Origin of the sequence: Streptomyces sp. BBFR25, assembly GCF_044590125.1 — a bacterium.
Lineage (GTDB): Bacteria > Actinomycetota > Actinomycetes > Streptomycetales > Streptomycetaceae > Streptomyces > Streptomyces canus_D.
On the sequence record NZ_CP172447.1, the window covers coordinates 2,734,998 to 2,750,701 of the forward strand.

Here is a 15,704-nt window from a genome sequence, read left to right on the forward strand (position 1 = left end):
TTGTCCCCGTGCCCGAACCCGAAACCGGCAAGCCCGACGCCCCCGCCCATCCCGCCCACCCGCATACCGCGACGCTCAAGCGGCTGGAGCAGTCCTCCGGATCGCTCGCCGCGCAGGCCATCGCGCGCATGGACGAGACGTTGCCGTGGTACCGGGCCATGCCACCGGAGAACCGTTCCTGGATCGGGCTGGTGGCCCAGGCCGGTATCGCCGCCTTCACCGAGTGGTTCCGGCACCCCGACGCCCCCCAGGCCATCTCCACCGACGTCTTCGGCACCGCCCCGCGCGAGCTGACCCGGGCGATCACGCTGCGGCAGACCGTGGAGATGGTGCGGACCACCATCGAGGTGATGGAGTCCGCGATCGACGAGGTCGCCGCCCCCGGTGACGAGTCGGTGCTGCGCGAGGCGCTGCTCGTCTACGCCCGGGAGATCGCCTTCGCGACCGCCCAGGTGTACGCGCAGGCCGCCGAGGCACGCGGTGCCTGGGACGCGCGCCTGGAGTCGCTGGTGGTGAACGCCGTGCTCAGCGGGGAGGCCGACGAGGGCGCCGTGTCCCGGGCCGCCGCCCTCGGGTGGAACTCGCCGGAGCACGTGTGCGTCGTGCTGGGCACCGCGCCCGACGGGGACTCCGAGCTGACCGTGGAGGCCATCCGGCGGGCCGCCCGGCACGCCAAGCTCCAGGTGCTGACCGGCGTGCTCGGGGACCGCCTGGTGGTGATCGCCGGGGGCCGCAACGACCCGCTGGCGGTGGCGAAGTCGCTGATCGGGCCGTTCGCGCAAGGGCCGGTCGTCGCCGGGCCCGTGGTGCCGGACCTGCTGGCCGCGACCCGGTCCGCGCAGGCCGCCGCGGCCGGGCTCAAGGCCTGCACCGCCTGGCAGGACGCTCCGCGCCCGGTGCTCGCCGACGACCTGCTGCCGGAGCGCGCGATCGCCTCGGACCCCTCGGCCCGTGAGCAGCTGGTGGAGGAGATCTACAGACCGCTGGAGGAGGCGGGTGCGGCGCTCCTGGAGACGCTCAGCGTCTATCTCGAACAGGCGAGCAGTCTGGAGGGGGCCGCCCGGATGCTCTTCGTTCACCCGAACACCGTGCGCTACCGGCTCCGACGTGTGACTGACGTCACCGGATGGTCGCCCTCTGATGTACGGTCTGCGTTCACACTGCGGATCGCGCTCATCCTGGGGCGTCTGGCCGACGGAGATCCGCAGCTCTAGGATTTTGTGCAGGGTCCACAAAACCCGCTCCTGTTCTTCGTCCCTGTCCCCACGGGCGGTCGTGGCCGTCCTCAAGAGAGAGTGTGAGAGTGCTCGTACTCGTCGCTCCCGGCCAGGGCGCCCAGACGCCCGGCTTCCTGACTGACTGGCTCGCCCTTCCCGGCGCCGCGGACCGCGTCGCCGCGTGGTCCGACGCCATCGGACTCGATCTCGCCCACTTCGGCACCAAGGCCGACGCGGACGAGATCCGAGACACGTCCGTGGCCCAGCCGCTGCTGGTCGCCGCCGGACTCCTGTCCGCCGCGGCACTCGGTGACATTCCCGCGCCCGGCGCGGTCGCGGGCCACAGCGTCGGCGAGATCACCGCCGCGGTCTTCGCGGGCGTCCTCGACGACACCGCCGCGCTGTCCCTCGTACGCCGTCGTGGCCTGGCCATGGCCGAGGCCGCCGCGGTGACCGAGACCGGCATGTCGGCGCTGCTCGGCGGCGACCCCGAGGTGAGCGTCGCGCACCTGGAGAAGCTCGGCCTGACCCCGGCGAACGTGAACGGCGCCGGTCAGATCGTGGCGGCCGGCACCATGGCGCAGCTGGCCGCGCTGAGCGAGGACAAGCCCGAGGGCGTCCGCAAGGTCGTCCCGCTGAAGGTGGCCGGCGCCTTCCACACGCGCCACATGGCGCCCGCGGTGGACAAGCTCGCCGAGGCCGCGAAGGCGCTGACGCCGGCCGACCCGAAGGTGACCTACGTCTCCAACAAGGACGGGCGGGCCGTCGCCTCCGGCACCGAGGTGCTGGACCGGCTCGTCGGCCAGGTCGCCAACCCGGTGCGCTGGGACCTGTGCATGGAGACCTTCAAGGAGCTGGGCGTCACCGCGATCATCGAGGTGTGTCCGGGCGGCACGCTGACCGGGCTGGCCAAGCGGGCGCTGCCCGGCGTGCAGACGCTGGCGCTGAAGACCCCCGACAACCTCGACGCGGCCCGCGAGCTCGTCGCCGAGCACACACAGGCCTGACAAGGAGCGCGAGAGCATGTCGAAGATCAAGCCCAGCAAGGGCGCCCCGTACGCGCGCATCCTCGGCGTCGGCGGATACCGTCCGACCCGGGTGGTGCCGAACGAGGTGATCCTCGAGAAGATCGACTCGTCCGACGAGTGGATCCGCTCACGCTCCGGCATCGAGACCCGGCACTGGGCCGGACCCGAGGAGACCGTCGCCGCGATGTCCGTGGAGGCGTCCGGCAAGGCGCTCGCGGACGCCGGGGTCGACGCCTCGCGGATCGGCGCCGTGGTCGTCTCGACCGTGTCGCACTTCAGCCAGACCCCGGCCATCGCCACCGAGATCGCCGACCGGCTCGGCACGGACCGGGCCGCGGCCTTCGACATCTCGGCGGGCTGCGCGGGCTTCGGCTACGGCCTGACGCTCGCCAAGGGCATGGTCGTCGAGGGCTCGGCCGAGTACGTGCTGGTCATCGGCGTGGAGCGGCTCTCCGACCTGACCGACCTGGAGGACCGGGCCACGGCCTTCCTGTTCGGCGACGGCGCCGGCGCGGTCGTGGTCGGCCCGTCCCAGGAGCCGGCGATCGGTCCGACGGTCTGGGGCTCGGAGGGCGACAAGGCCGAAACGATCAAGCAGACGGTCCCCTGGGACCGCTTCCGGATCGGCGACGTCTCCGAACTGCCCGTCGACTCCGAGGGCAACGTGAAGTTTCCTGCGATCACGCAGGAGGGCCAGGCGGTGTTCCGCTGGGCCGTGTTCGAGATGGCGAAGGTCGCGCAGCAGGCGCTGGACGCGGCCGGGATCAGCCCGGACGACCTGGACGTCTTCATCCCGCACCAGGCCAACGTGCGGATCATCGACTCGATGGTGAAGACGCTGAAGCTGCCGGAGCACGTCACGGTCGCCCGTGACATCCGCACCACCGGCAACACCTCGGCCGCCTCGATTCCGCTCGCGATGGAGCGGCTCCTGGCGACCGGCGACGCGAAGAGCGGCGACACCGCGCTCGTCATCGGCTTCGGGGCGGGTCTCGTCTACGCCGCGACGGTCGTTACCCTCCCCTAGGCACTCCGTGCCGGATCAAGCGGTCCGGAACGGAGCGCAGCACCACCTGCCGCCGACGCGGCGGGCCGCCACACCCTCTGGACAACAAAGAAGGAGCGCCATCATGGCCGCCACTCAGGAAGAGATCGTCGCCGGTCTCGCGGAGATCGTGAACGAGATCGCCGGCATCCCGGTTGAGGACGTCCAGCTGGACAAGTCCTTCACCGACGACCTGGACGTCGACTCGCTGTCCATGGTCGAGGTCGTCGTCGCCGCCGAGGAGCGCTTCGACGTCAAGATCCCGGACGAGGACGTCAAGAACCTCAAGACCGTCGGCGACGCGACGAAGTACATCCTCGACCACCAGGCCTGATCCGCCGATACTCGGGCATACCCCGGGTATCGGACAGATCCGGGCAGACTGCCCCGCCACCCGGCGGTGGCGCCGTACGAATCCGTATCCCGTTGGAGAAAGAATTCCCGTGAGCTCGACCAATCGCACCGTGGTCGTCACCGGTATCGGCGCAACCACACCGCTGGGTGGCGACGCAGCCTCGACCTGGGAGGGCATGGTCGCCGGCAGGTCCGGAGCCAAGCCCCTGGAGCAGGAGTGGGCCGCCGACCAGGCGGTCCGCATCGCCGCGCCGGCCGCCGTGGACCCCTCCGAGGTCATCCCGCGGCCGCAGGCCCGCCGACTGGACCGCTCGGCGCAGTTCGCGCTGATCGCGGCGCAGGAGGCCTGGAAGGACGCCGGGTACGCCGGCAAGGCGGGCGAGAGCCCCGCCGAGGACGGCGCGGCTCACGTCGACCCCGACCGGCTCGGTGCGGTCATCGCCTCCGGCATCGGCGGCGTGACCACGCTGCTCGACCAGTACGACGTGCTCAAGGAGAAGGGCGTCCGCCGCGTCTCCCCGCACACCGTCCCCATGCTGATGCCGAACGGCCCCTCGGCCAACGTGGGCCTGGCCGTGGGCGCCCGCGCGGGCGTGCACACGCCGGTCTCGGCCTGCGCGTCGGGCGCCGAGGCCATCGGCTACGCCATCGAGATGATCCGCACCGGCCGCGCCGACGTCGTCGTCGCGGGTGGCACGGAGGCGGCGATCCACCCGCTGCCCATCGCCGCGTTCGGCAACATGATGGCGATGTCCAAGAACAACGACGACCCGCAGGGCGCCTCGCGCCCCTTCGACACGGCGCGCGACGGCTTCGTCCTCGGTGAGGGCGCCGGCGTCCTGGTCCTGGAGTCCGCCGAGCACGCCGCCGCGCGCGGCGCCCGCGTCTACGCGGAGGCGGTCGGCCAGGGCATCTCCGCCGACAGCCACGACATCGTGCAGCCGGAGCCGGAGGGCCGCGGCATCTCCGCCGCGCTGCAGAACCTGCTGGACCGGGGCGACCTGGACCCGGCCGAGATCGTGCACGTCAACGCGCACGCCACCTCGACGCCGGCCGGTGACATCGCCGAGCTGAAGGCGCTGCGCAAGGTCTTCGGCGACGACGTCGACCACATGGCGGTCTCCGCCACCAAGTCGATGACCGGCCACCTCCTCGGTGGCGCGGGCGGCGTGGAGTCCGTGGCGACCGTGCTCGCGCTGTACCACCGGCTGGCGCCGCCGACCATCAACGTCGAGAACCTCGACCCGGAGGCCGAGGCCAACGCGGACATCGTCCGCGGCGAGGCCCGCAAGCTCCCGGTGGAGGGCCGTATCGCGGCGCTGAACGACTCGTTCGGCTTCGGCGGCCACAACGTGGTGCTCGCCTTCCGGTCGGTCTGAGCGACCGCCGTACGCGTGTGAAGGGCCCCCACCGGTCGGTGGGGGCCCTTCACGCGTGCGCAGGCCGGGCGGGCGGGGCGTCACACCACCTGGTGCAGCCAGCGGACCGGGGCGCCCTCGCCCGCGTGGCGGAAGGGCTCCAGCTCGTCGTCCCAGGGCTTGCCGAGGAGCTTGGCGAGGTCCGACTCCAGGTCCGTCTCACCGCGCTGGGAGCGGACCAGGGCGGCGCGCAGCCGGTCCTCGGGGATCATGATGTCGCCGTGGATGCCGGTGACGGCGTGGAAGATGCCGAGGTCGGGGGTGCAGCTGTAGCGCTCGCCCTCGGCGTTCGCGGAGGGTTCCGCGGTGACCTCGAAGCGCAGCAGCTGCCAGCCGCGCAGGGCTGAGGCGAGCTTGGAGGCGATGCCGGGCTGCCCCTGCCAGGAGAACTCCGAGCGCCAGGTGCCGGGCGCGGCAGGCTGCCGGATCCAGTCCAGGCCGACGCGCGTGCCGAGCACCCCGGCGATGGCCCACTCGACGTGCGGGCAGAGCGCGCGCGGCGCGGAGTGCACGTACAGGACTCCACGTGTCGTCACCGGAACCTCCGGGCTGAGCGGGACATCTCGGAACGGGGTGGAACGGCCGTGACCGGGCGGGTCACGTCCAGGGCGAGGCTACCGTGCGACGGGGCAAGGAGTGTGACGTACCGTCGGTCCCGCCGCCGACAAACCTCCGCCATTCACCCGGCAGGACGCTTGTACGGGTGTGAGCCGTTGCATCGTCGCCCTCGGGAACCCTCGCGGGGTGTCATGGGTTGAGCACGTTGGAGGCACGAGGCGAGGGGTGGGACCGGTATGGGCCGAGGGACGGACCAGCGCACGCGGTACGGGCGTCGCCGGGCGCGGGCCGCGCTCGCCGTGCTGACCGCCGCCGTCCTGGGCGCGGGCGTGGCGGGATGCGACGCCGCGGGCGGCGACTCCCCCGCCCCGTCCGGCAGCGCGTCCAAGCGGTCCAAGCCCGCCCCGGCCTGGGACACGAGCCCCGAGTCGGTGGCCGCCGTGGGCGACTCCATCACGCGCGGCTTCGACGCCTGCGCGGTGCTGTCGGACTGCCCGGAGGTGTCGTGGGCGACCGGCAGCAGTGCGAAGGTCGACTCGCTCGCCGTACGGCTGCTGGGGAAGGCGGACGCGGCCGGGCACAGCTGGAACTACGCGGTGACCGGGGCCCGGATGGCGGATCTGACCGCTCAGGTGACGCGGGCGGCGCAGCGTGGGCCGCAGCTGGTGGCGGTGATGGCGGGAGCGAACGACGCGTGCCGGTCCACGACCTCGGAGATGACGCCGGTGGCGGACTTCCGGGCCCAGTTCCAGGAGGCGATGACCACCCTGCGCAAGCGGCTTCCCAAGGCGCAGGTGTACGTGTCGAGCATCCCGGACCTGAAGCGGCTGTGGTCCCAGGGACGCACCAACGCGCTGGGCAAGCAGGTGTGGAAGCTGGGCCTGTGCCCGTCGATGCTGGGCGACGCGGACTCGATGGACGCGGCGGCGACCCTGCGGCGCAACACGGTGCGGGACCGGGTGCAGGACTACAACGAGGTGCTGCGGGAGGTCTGTGCGAAGGACCGGCGCTGCCGCACCGACGACGGCGCGGTGCACGCGTACCGGTTCGGCACGGACCAGTTGAGCCACTGGGACTGGTTCCACCCGAGTGTGGACGGCCAGGCGCGGCTGGCGGAGATCGCCTACCGCGCGGTCACCGCGAAGGCGCCGTGAGCGGGCCTGACCTGGGCATGTCCTAGAGTTCCGCACATGAGCGAACTCTTCGGCACACTGCCCGACGGCACCCCGGTACACCGCTGGACCCTGGAGCGGGCGGGCGTACGGGTGCGGGTCCTGTCGTACGGCGGGATCGTGCAGTCGGCCGAGGTTGCGGACCGGGACGGGAACACCGCCGACGTGGTGCTGGGGTTCGCGGACCTGGAGGGCTATGTGACGCACCCGGAGCCCTACTTCGGCGCGCTGGTCGGGCGGTACGCCAACCGGATCGCGGGCGGGCGCTTCCCGCTGGACGGCCGGACGTACGCGCTGGCGCCCAACGAAGGACCGAACGTGCTGCACGGCGGCGCGCGCGGCTTCGACAAGCGCGTGTGGGACGTGGCGGCGGTCGCGGACGGCGTCCGGCTGAGCCGGGTCTCCCCGCACGGCGAGGAGGGCTTCCCGGGGCGCCTGGAGATGTCGGCGACGTACACGCTGGAGGAGTCGGGCGCGCTGCGGATCGTGTACGAGGCGGTCACGGATGCGCCGACGGTGCTGAACCCGACCAACCACAGCTACTTCAACCTGGGCGGCTCCGGGCACGCGGGCGGGCACGAACTGCGGCTGGCCGCCTCCCGGATCACGCCGGTCGACGCCGCCCTGATCCCGACGGGCGGCCTGGACGACGTGACGGACACCCGCTTCGACTTCCGGCGGGCGCGCAAGATCGGCTCGGGCTACGACCACAACTTCGTCCTCGACAAGGGCGTGACCGCCACCGCCGAGGAGGTCGCCGAGCTGTACGACCCGGCGTCGGGGCGGGTGCTCACGGTGGCGACGACCGAGCCGGGGCTCCAGCTGTACACCGCCGACCACCTGGGCGAGCCCTTCGCCCCCGGGGACGGAATCGCGTTGGAGACCCAGCACTTCCCCGACTCCCCGAACCGGCCCGGCTTCCCCAGCACGGTGCTGCGGCCGGGCGAGGTGTTCCGCTCGGAGACGGTGTACGGCTTCTCGGTGCGCCGGTAGGCGGGCCCGGGGGGGGCTGAGCCCCGGCCCGGCCGTCAGGTCCCGGACCGGGGCTGTCCACGGGGGACGCGCTCGCGGGCGTCCCGGTGTCAGACGTTAATCGCCGCGGTGATCCGGCGGCCTGCGATCGGGTGTCCGATCAGGAGTTCGTACGAACCCTTCACAAACGGCCATGAGTCGGTCGGTCACGCGCCATGGCGCGTACCCCTTCCGTCACGCGATACTGCCGCCGTCCGGCAGCGCACCCCACGGCGACGGAAGGACCTGGACTCCCTTGGCACCCATACGTGTTCGGATCGGCGTACTCGGACTGGCCCTGGTGGCGGGACTCGCGGCCCCCACCGCGGCGACGGCGGCACCGCGGGCGGGCAGTGCCTCCCCCGCACCGACCGCGGAGGAGCGGCGGCTGGACGGGGACGTGCCCCGGGAGATCCTGCGGCGCTCCGGATTCGTCGCGGTGGCACCGGCGTTCGCCCGGGGGCTCGGGCGCGCGGACTCCTACCGCGAGGCGCGTGCCGTGGTGGCGCACGAGGGTGCGGCGCTGTGGCGGCGCGCGGTGGACCGGGTGCAGGGCCGCGGGCCGGCCCGCGGGGACCTCAGCCGCGACGACGACCGGCCGCTGTACTGGGCGCGGCTCGGGATGACGCGGGAACTGCGCGCCTGGGAGCCCGGGTTCGCTCTGGGCGAGCGGCAGCGGGCCGCGCTGCTGACGGAGCTGGAGCGCACCTCGCGCGGTCAGAGCGACCTGCGTCTGCCGCGCGACGGACGCGGCGGGCACGGCGGGCACGGCAAGGGGCTGAAGCGGGTGCTGCTCACCGGATTCGACCCCTTCACGCTGGACCGGGACATCCGGATCTCCAACCCGTCCGGCGCCGTCGCGCTCGCCCTGGACGGCACGGTGATCGACACGCCGGACGGTCCCGCCCGGGTGGAGACGGCCGTGTTCCCGGTGCGCTGGCGGGACTTCGCCGAGGGGGCGGTGGAGCGGGCGCTGCGGCCGTATCTCCCCCGGGTCGACCTGTTCACCACCGTGAGCCAGGGCCGGGTCGGGCGGTTCGACGTGGAGCGGACCAACGGGGCCTGGCGGGGCGGCTTCCCGGACAACGAGAACGTCTCCCGCACGGAGACCGTCCCGGTGGCGGACCCGGCCTCGCAGCCGCAGTGGACGACGACCACGCTGCCGTACGCGGCGATCACGGCCGCGGACACCGGCCGCTTCCCGGTGTACGACAACACGAGCGTGACGGAGATCCCGGCGGGCGGCACCGAGGCGGTCGTACGGCCCGACGGGCCCACGCCCGGGTCGACGGCCCGGGAGGGCGGCGGCGGGAACTACCTCTCCAACGAGATCGCCTACCGCGCGACGCTGCTGCGGGACCGGCTCGGGCTGCACGGCACGCTGCCGGGCGGGCATGTGCACACGCCGGTGCTGCGGTTCGGGGCGGGGAACACCGATCCGGCGACGGGGGCGGTCACCGACCCGGAGTTCGTGCGCAACCGGCTGGACATCGTGGCGCAGACGCGGGCGATCGTGGCCGTGGCGGTCAGTGCCTCGGGGGCTGACCGGGACTGACCGCCGGGTCGGCCGGGCCGCCCTCGGCCCGGTCCTCGGCGCCGTCGCGGGTCTCCTCGCCCAGCAGTTCCCGGGCGAGGAGCGTGGCGCCCGCGACCGCGCCCGGCATCAGGAACACCGCGACGAACGGCACCAGGAAGGACACGCCCAGCGGGGTGCCGAAGCCCCAGACCAGCATCCTGCGGGAGCGCAGCAGGGCGAGGCGGTCGCGCAGTTGGACCCCGCGGCGCTGGAGGGCGACGGCGGCCAGCTCCTCGGTGAGGAAGAAGCCGGTGACGAAGAAGCCGACCACCGGGACCACGGTCTGGCCGACGACCGGGATGAAACCGAGCGCGAAGAGCAGCACGCCCCACACCGCGGCGCGGACCAGGATCCGCAGGCTGTCGCGGCCGGAGATCCACAGCTCGCGCCAGAGCGGCAGGTCGGACTCGGGAGCGGTGCCGTCCGGGGAGACGTCCCGGTCGACCCGCTCGGACAGGGCCTCGTAGAAGGGCTGGCCGACCAGCAGGGTGACCGCGGTGAAGGTGAGCACGGCCAGGAGCAGGGCCAGGGCGAACAGCACGGCGGTGAGGAAACCGCGGAAGAGCCCGAGCCAGGGGCTCGACCAGTCGTCGGCGAAGGGGGTCGCCCAGCCGACGAAGTCCTCGCCCCACAGCGCGAGCGCGACCAGCACGCCCGCGTACAGGACCAGGGTGATCAGGCCCGGGACGAGCCCGAAGCCGTAGCTCCGGCCGTGCCGGGCCACCCAGCGCTGGCCCTTCAGAAGGTGGCCGAACCCCGCCCCAAGATCACGCATGGGCGGCACTCTACCGGTCGGCGCGCCGACCCCGGTTCCGGCCGTGGTCCTGGTCCCGGCCCGGGGTCCCGTTTCCGGTCAGACGAGCGTCACGGTGATGTTGCCGCGGGTCGCCTTGGAGTACGGGCAGACCTGGTGGGCCTTCTCCACCAGCGACCGCGCGGTGGCGGCGTCGACGGACGGGATGGCGGCGGAGATCTCGACGATGATCCCGAAGCCGTCGTCGTTCTTGCCGATCCCGACCTTCGCGGTGACGGTGGACCCGGTGATGTCGGCACCCTCCTGGCGGGCCACGACGCCAAGCGCGCCCTGGAAGCAGGCGCTGTACCCGGCGGCGAACAGCTGCTCCGGGTTGGTGCCGGCGCCGTTGCCGCCCATCTCCTTGGGCGGGTTCACGACGACGTCGAGCTTGCCGTCGTCGGTGGCCACCCGTCCGTCACGGCCGTTCTCGGCGGTGGCGACGGCGGTGTAGAGGACTTCGGACTGCTGGATGGGCATACGGGTGTCTTCCTCCTCGGTCCGCCGTGACTCGCGCCCACGATCACGACGGATTTCGGAATGACGCTACCGCATGCCGGAAGTCCCGTGAAGCCCGCTTTTCCCCGCCGGAGCGTCAGAGCTTGACGATCATCTTTCCGGTGTTGTCGCCGCGCAGGACCCCGAGGAACGCCTCCAGGTTGTTCTCGATGCCCTCGACGACCGTCTCGCGGTACTTCAGCGCGCCGTCGCGGACCCAGGGGCCGACCTCCTCGACGAACTGCGGCTGGAGGTCGTAGTGGTCGCCGACCAGGAAGCCCTCGATGCGGCCGCGGGTCTGGATGAGACGGGCGAGGTTCTTCGGGCCGGGCGCGGGCTCGGTGTTGTTGTAGACGGAGATCGCGCCGCAGATGGCGATGCGGCCGTTCAGGTTGAGGGAGCCGATGGCGGCCTCCAGGTGGTCGCCGCCCACGTTGTCGAAGTAGACGTCGACGCCGTCCGGGGCGGCGGCGCGCAGTTGCTCGCTCACCGGGCCCTTCTTGTAGTTGAAGGCGGCGTCGAAGCCGTACTCGTCGAGGAGCAGCTTGACCTTCTCGTCCGAGCCGGCCGAGCCGATGACGCGGGAGGCGCCCTTGAGCTTGGCGAGCTGCCCCACCTGGCTGCCGACGGCACCCGCGGCGCCCGAGACGAAGACGGAGTCGCCCTCCTTGAAGGAGGCGGTGCGCAGCAGACCGGCGTAGGCGGTGAGTCCCGTCATGCCGAGCACGCCCAGGTACGTCGACAGGGGCGCCGCGTCCGGGTCCACCTTGACGGCGTTCTTCGCGTCCACGGCGGCGTACTCGCGCCAGCCGAAGAAGTGCAGGACGTGGTCGCCGACGGCGACGCCCTCGGCGTTCGAGGCGACGACCTCGCCGACCGCGCCGCCCAGCATGGGCTTGCCCAGCTCGTAGGGGGCGGCGTAGGACTTGGCGGCGCTCATGCGCCCGCGCATGTAGGGGTCGACGGAGACGTACAGGTTGCGCACCAGCACCTGCCCGTCACCCGGGGTGGGGACCTCCGCCTCGACGAGCGCGAAGTCCTCGGGCTTGGGCCAGCCGACCGGGCGGGTGACCAGGTGCCATTCGCGGTTGACGGCGGGGAGGGCGGGGGAGTCGGTCATGGGGCACCTTTCCTGGGGCTTGCTCGGGATGTGCTGCCGAGAATGTTTCATGCTCTGAAACAACCATGCGGCTGAACATTTCAGGTTGTCAAACAACTGGGTACCCTGGATCGCATGGCCACACCACGCGACACGACCCGCAGACCCGACGCTCTCACCCTCGAAGTCGTCGAGCTGATCGGCGAGGTCGTCGCCCGCTTCCACGCGGACTACGAGGAGGCGGCGGCGGAGCGCGCCCTGACCGGGGCGCAGGCCAAGCTCCTGAGCCTGCTCTCGCTGGAGCCGCTGCCGATGCGGAAACTGGCCCAGAAGCTGAAGTGCGAGCCGTCGAACGTCACGGGGATCGTGGACCGACTGGAGGCACGGGGCCTGGTCGAGCGCCGCCCCGACCCCGGCGACCGCCGGGTGAAGGTCGCGGCGGCGACGGAGGAGGGCCGCCGGGTGGCCCGAGGGCTGCGGGAGTCCCTGCACTTCGCCCGGGAGCCGCTGGCGGGACTGTCGGAGGGCGAACGAGTGGCCCTGCGGGACGCGCTGCGGCTGATGGTCGGGGAGGGCTCGCCGGAGGGGTGAGCATCACCGACCGGCGTACTGCCGGAGTTCGGGTGTGCCCCCGTACAGGACGCCGTTGGGTCGCGAGTGGACTGTCGGGCCCTTCGTTCCGCGGATCCGGGACGGGTCATCTACGAGGACGACGTACAGGTCGTGGTCGTACCCCATGCGCGGGACGCGACGGGCCTTTGACGCCGACCTCACGCTGACGACTGAAGCCCTTACGTGCACCACCACAGGAAGCGGTCGCAGGATTCCGTCGGGGTCGGGTCCGGGGGCTGCGGTGGGGTGGGGGTCGTCGTCGGGGGTGGGTCGTTGCTGGACTCGGGGGGTGACGGGTCCGGGTCCGCGGGGGCGGTGGGGTTCGGGGGGTCGGGGCGGGAGGCCGAGGGAGGGGCGGAGTCGGTCGTCGTCTCGGAGTCGGTGGTCTCCGGGGAGGACGAAGGGGACGCCGACGCGGTTGTCGACGCGGAGGGGTCGGGGGACGGAGGGTCCGAGGTCGTGGTCGGTCCCGAGGGGGCGTCGGCCGGGACCGCCGATGCCTCGCCCACCTCTCTCGTCGCCTCGCCGTCCGTCGTCTCGCCGCCCGCCGCGGCCGGCTTGTCCGGGGGGTGCGGGGCATCCATGCCGAGTTCGGCGAGGCTCAGTCCGCCGGCGGCCAGGACGAAGCCCGCGGCGACGAGCAGGGTCCGGCGGCGGCGCCTGCGGTGGGCGGCGGCCTTGCGGTCGCGGCGGCTGGACCGGGCGCCGGGGGTGGCGTCGTCCGCGCCGTCGTCGTGGTCCTCGTCGAGCGCCGCCGCCTCGGCCGCGAGGGGCGGCGGAGTCTGCTCACCCGCCGTCAGGTGAGGTTCGGAGGGGCCGAGTTCGTGGGCGGGCGTGCCGCACCCCGGGCAGGCGAGGGCGCCGTTGAGGTGCCGTCGGCACGGGTGGCAGTAGTCCATGACGCGGGAAGGTTAAGTTCCGGGACGGGCGCGTTCCTAGAGGCCACTGTGAAAGTTGTGTGGGGAAGCACGCGGGGGCCGCTCTCCCCCGCCCGTGAAACTGCCGAAACCGTTATGTGTCCGACCCATTGACACTCCGAGCACCCCGTCCTTACTGTCACGCCAGCATTTCGAACGAGTGACGAAATATCGAACAGAGTGAAGGGCAGCCGCCGTGCGCATCACCGGAATCAGCACACACGTGGTCGGGACGCCGTGGCGCAACCTGACCTACGTCCAGGTGCACACCGACGAGGGCGTCACCGGAGTCGGCGAGACCCGGATGCTGGGGCACACCGACGCGCTCCTCGGCTATCTGAAGGAGGCCGAGGCCAACCACATTCTCGGTTCCGACCCGTTCGCTGTCGAGGACCTGGTGCGCCGCATGAAGTACGGCGACTACGGCCGCGCGGGCGAGATCGTGATGTCCGGCATCGCGGTGGTCGAGATGGCCTGCTGGGACATCAAGGGCAAGGCCCTCGGCGTCCCCGTGTGGCAGCTGCTGGGCGGGAAGGTCACCGACAGGGTCAAGGCGTACGCCAACGGCTGGTACACCACCGAGCGGACGCCGGAGGCGTACCACAAGGCCGCGCAGGGGGTCATGGAGCGCGGGTACCGGGCACTGAAGATCGACCCGTTCGGCACCGGGCACTTCGAGCTGGATCAGCAGCAGACGAACTACGCCGTGTCGCTGATCGAGGCCGTGCGGGACGCCATCGGGCCCGACGCCGAGCTGATGCTGGAGATGCACGGCCGGTTCTCGCCCTCCACGGCCGTCCGGCTCGCGCGTGAACTCGCGCCGTTCAAGCCGGCCTGGCTGGAGGAGCCGGTCCCGCCGGAGAACCTCAGGGCGTTGAAGAAGGTCGCCGAGAAGGTGGAGATCCCGGTCGCCACCGGTGAGCGCATCCACGACCGGATCGAGTTCCGCGAGCTGTTCGAGGACCAGTCGGTGGACGTCATCCAGCCCGACGTCGGCCACATCGGCGGTATTTGGGAGACCAGGAAGCTGGCGGCGACCGCCGAGACGCACTACACGCTCATCGCCCCGCACAACGTCGGCGGCTCCGTGCTCACCGCGGCCTCGCTCCAGGTCGGGTTCACCTCGCCGAACTTCAAGATCCTGGAGCACTTCAACGACTTCGCGGACGCGGAGATCAAGAAGGTGGTGAAGGGCGCGCCGCAGGTCGACCCGGAGGACGGGTGCTTCCACCTGTCCGACGCGCCCGGTCTCGGGGTGGAGCTGGACACCGACGCGGCGGCCGAGTTCCCGCAGCAGCAGGCGCGGTTCGACCTGTGGGCCGAGGGCTGGGAGAAGCGCGCCCCGAAGGGAACCGGGGCGTGAGCGGCGCGGTCCTCGTCGAGGCGCCGGGCGAGCACCGGCTCGTGCCGCACGAGCCGCGTGAACCGGGGCCCGGCGAGGCGCTGGTGCGGGTGCACGCCGCCGGGATCTGCGGCAGCGACCGGGAGGTCTACCAGGGCAACCGGCCCGAGGGGTACGTGCGTTACCCGCTCACCCCCGGGCACGAGTGGTCCGGGACCGTGGAGCGGGTCGGCACCGGGGTGCCGGGCTCCCTCGTCGGCCGGAAGGCCGTGGGCGAGGGCTTCCGCAACTGCCAGGTGTGCGACCGCTGCCACGCGGGCGAGACGACGCTGTGCACGGCCGGGTACGAGGAGACCGGGTTCACCCAGCCGGGCGCCATGGCGCCGACGCTGACGCTGCCCGCCCGGCTGCTGCACGTCCTGCCCGAGGACGCCGACCTCACCGCCGCGGCCCTGCTGGAGCCCGCGGCCTGTGTCGCCGCCGCCGCGCTGAAGGCGAACGCCCGGCCCGGCGAGCGGGTCGCCGTGGTCGGCACGGGCACGCTCGGCATGTTCGCCGTGCAGTTCCTGCGCGCCGCCTCCCCGGGCGAGCTGCTGGTCGTCGGCACGCGCGGCGACCGGGAGGCGCTGTCGCGGCAGTTCGGCGCGACCGGCTTCCGCACCAAGGACCAGCCGCTCCCGGACGACTTCGACGTCGTGATCGAGACCGCCGGGTCCGCGGACGCCGCCCGCACCGCCGCCGCGCTGCTGCGCCGGGGCGGGCGACTGGTGCTGACCGGCATCCCGGCGCCGGGCGCCGACGGCCTCGACCCGACCGACCTGGTCGTACGGCAGCTGGAAGTGCACACGGTCTTCGGGGCGCCGCCGGACGCCTGGGCGCACACGGTGCGGGTCTTCGCGGCCGGTCTGCTCGATCCGCGGCCCCTGGTGACGCACGAACTGCCGCTCGCCGACTTCTCGGAGGCCATCGCGCTGGTGGGTTCCGGCGACCCGAAGGTCGGCAAGGTGCTGCTGCGCCCGGACGCCCACCCCTGAGCCGTACGCCGGTGCGGGGGCGACCTGACG

The 15,704-nt window shown here is 72.5% G+C and carries 16 protein-coding genes; 11 read left to right on the forward strand and 5 right to left on the reverse strand.

Annotation, left to right across the window (positions count from 1 at the left end):
* Nucleotides 1-8 precede the first annotated feature (8 nt).
* The 5 genes from fasR (at nt 9) to ACGH52_RS12505 (ending at nt 5,023) form a co-directional block, all read left to right on the forward strand.
* Complete coding sequence (fasR, locus tag ACGH52_RS12485; RefSeq protein ID WP_059299266.1) at nt 9-1,214, forward strand: fatty acid biosynthesis transcriptional regulator FasR; 1,206 nt, start codon at nt 9-11, stop codon at nt 1,212-1,214.
* Nucleotides 1,215-1,303: 89 nt separating this feature from the next.
* Complete coding sequence (locus tag ACGH52_RS12490; RefSeq protein ID WP_059299265.1) at nt 1,304-2,224, forward strand: ACP S-malonyltransferase; 921 nt, start codon at nt 1,304-1,306, stop codon at nt 2,222-2,224.
* Nucleotides 2,225-2,240: 16 nt separating this feature from the next.
* Complete coding sequence (locus ACGH52_RS12495) at nt 2,241-3,272, forward strand: ketoacyl-ACP synthase III (RefSeq protein ID WP_059299264.1); 1,032 nt, start codon at nt 2,241-2,243, stop codon at nt 3,270-3,272.
* A gap of 103 nt (nt 3,273-3,375) precedes the next feature.
* Nucleotides 3,376-3,624 (forward strand): acyl carrier protein, encoded by a 249-nt coding sequence (locus ACGH52_RS12500; protein ID WP_052842858.1) that lies wholly within the window; start codon nt 3,376-3,378, stop codon nt 3,622-3,624.
* Nucleotides 3,625-3,733: 109 nt separating this feature from the next.
* On the forward strand, nt 3,734-5,023 hold the full coding sequence (locus ACGH52_RS12505; RefSeq protein ID WP_059299263.1) for a beta-ketoacyl synthase: 1,290 nt from the start codon (nt 3,734-3,736) through the stop codon (nt 5,021-5,023).
* 80 nt (nt 5,024-5,103) lie between these two features.
* Here the strand turns inward: ACGH52_RS12505 and ACGH52_RS12510 are convergent, their stop codons facing one another.
* Entirely contained in the window at nt 5,104-5,598 is a 495-nt protein-coding gene (locus ACGH52_RS12510) for a DUF3145 domain-containing protein (RefSeq protein ID WP_059299262.1), read from the reverse strand.
* A 258-nt stretch (nt 5,599-5,856) separates the two neighbouring features.
* On the opposite strand from ACGH52_RS12510, the gene ACGH52_RS12515 reads away from it, so the two are divergent.
* The 3 genes from ACGH52_RS12515 to ACGH52_RS12525 all read left to right on the forward strand — a co-directional run bounded on the left by ACGH52_RS12515 (nt 5,857) and on the right by ACGH52_RS12525 (nt 9,358).
* On the forward strand, nt 5,857-6,774 hold the full coding sequence (locus ACGH52_RS12515) for an SGNH/GDSL hydrolase family protein (RefSeq protein ID WP_121701518.1): 918 nt from the start codon (nt 5,857-5,859) through the stop codon (nt 6,772-6,774).
* Nucleotides 6,775-6,810: 36 nt separating this feature from the next.
* Entirely contained in the window at nt 6,811-7,785 is a 975-nt protein-coding gene (locus tag ACGH52_RS12520) for an aldose epimerase family protein (protein ID WP_121701517.1), read from the forward strand.
* A gap of 274 nt (nt 7,786-8,059) precedes the next feature.
* Complete coding sequence (locus tag ACGH52_RS12525) at nt 8,060-9,358, forward strand: pyroglutamyl peptidase (protein ID WP_399939079.1); 1,299 nt, start codon at nt 8,060-8,062, stop codon at nt 9,356-9,358.
* On the opposite strand, the gene ACGH52_RS12530 is transcribed toward ACGH52_RS12525, so the two are convergent.
* The 3 genes from ACGH52_RS12530 to ACGH52_RS12540 all read right to left on the reverse strand — a co-directional run bounded on the left by ACGH52_RS12530 (nt 9,330) and on the right by ACGH52_RS12540 (nt 11,790).
* Entirely contained in the window at nt 9,330-10,154 is an 825-nt protein-coding gene (locus tag ACGH52_RS12530; RefSeq protein WP_210978091.1) for an EI24 domain-containing protein, read from the reverse strand. The two genes, ACGH52_RS12525 and ACGH52_RS12530, sit on opposite strands and share 29 nt — an antisense overlap.
* 78 nt (nt 10,155-10,232) lie before the next feature.
* Entirely contained in the window at nt 10,233-10,652 is a 420-nt protein-coding gene (locus ACGH52_RS12535; protein WP_059299258.1) for an organic hydroperoxide resistance protein, read from the reverse strand.
* Between the two features lie 115 nt (nt 10,653-10,767).
* The gene (locus tag ACGH52_RS12540) at nt 10,768-11,790 is read right to left on the reverse strand and encodes an NADP-dependent oxidoreductase (RefSeq protein ID WP_076974164.1); all 1,023 of its coding nucleotides are present in this window, start codon (nt 11,788-11,790) and stop codon (nt 10,768-10,770) included.
* A 114-nt stretch (nt 11,791-11,904) separates the two neighbouring features.
* Here ACGH52_RS12540 and ACGH52_RS12545 point away from each other — a divergent pair, with 114 nt between their 5' ends.
* Nucleotides 11,905-12,360: a MarR family winged helix-turn-helix transcriptional regulator gene (locus ACGH52_RS12545; protein WP_052842866.1), complete on the forward strand. Its 456-nt coding sequence runs from the start codon at nt 11,905-11,907 to the stop codon at nt 12,358-12,360.
* A 200-nt stretch (nt 12,361-12,560) separates the two neighbouring features.
* Here ACGH52_RS12545 and ACGH52_RS12550 read toward each other — a convergent pair whose 3' ends face one another.
* Nucleotides 12,561-13,280 (reverse strand): hypothetical protein, encoded by a 720-nt coding sequence (locus ACGH52_RS12550; RefSeq protein ID WP_399939083.1) that lies wholly within the window; start codon nt 13,278-13,280, stop codon nt 12,561-12,563.
* Between the two features lie 214 nt (nt 13,281-13,494).
* On the opposite strand from ACGH52_RS12550, the gene ACGH52_RS12555 reads away from it, so the two are divergent.
* Nucleotides 13,495-14,661, forward strand: a complete 1,167-nt coding sequence (locus tag ACGH52_RS12555) for a mandelate racemase/muconate lactonizing enzyme family protein (RefSeq protein WP_059299255.1) — start codon at nt 13,495-13,497, stop codon at nt 14,659-14,661.
* Complete coding sequence (locus ACGH52_RS12560) at nt 14,658-15,674, forward strand: zinc-binding dehydrogenase (protein WP_076974167.1); 1,017 nt, start codon at nt 14,658-14,660, stop codon at nt 15,672-15,674. Before ACGH52_RS12555 ends, ACGH52_RS12560 begins: the two co-directional genes overlap by 4 nt.
* Nucleotides 15,675-15,704 lie beyond the last annotated feature (30 nt).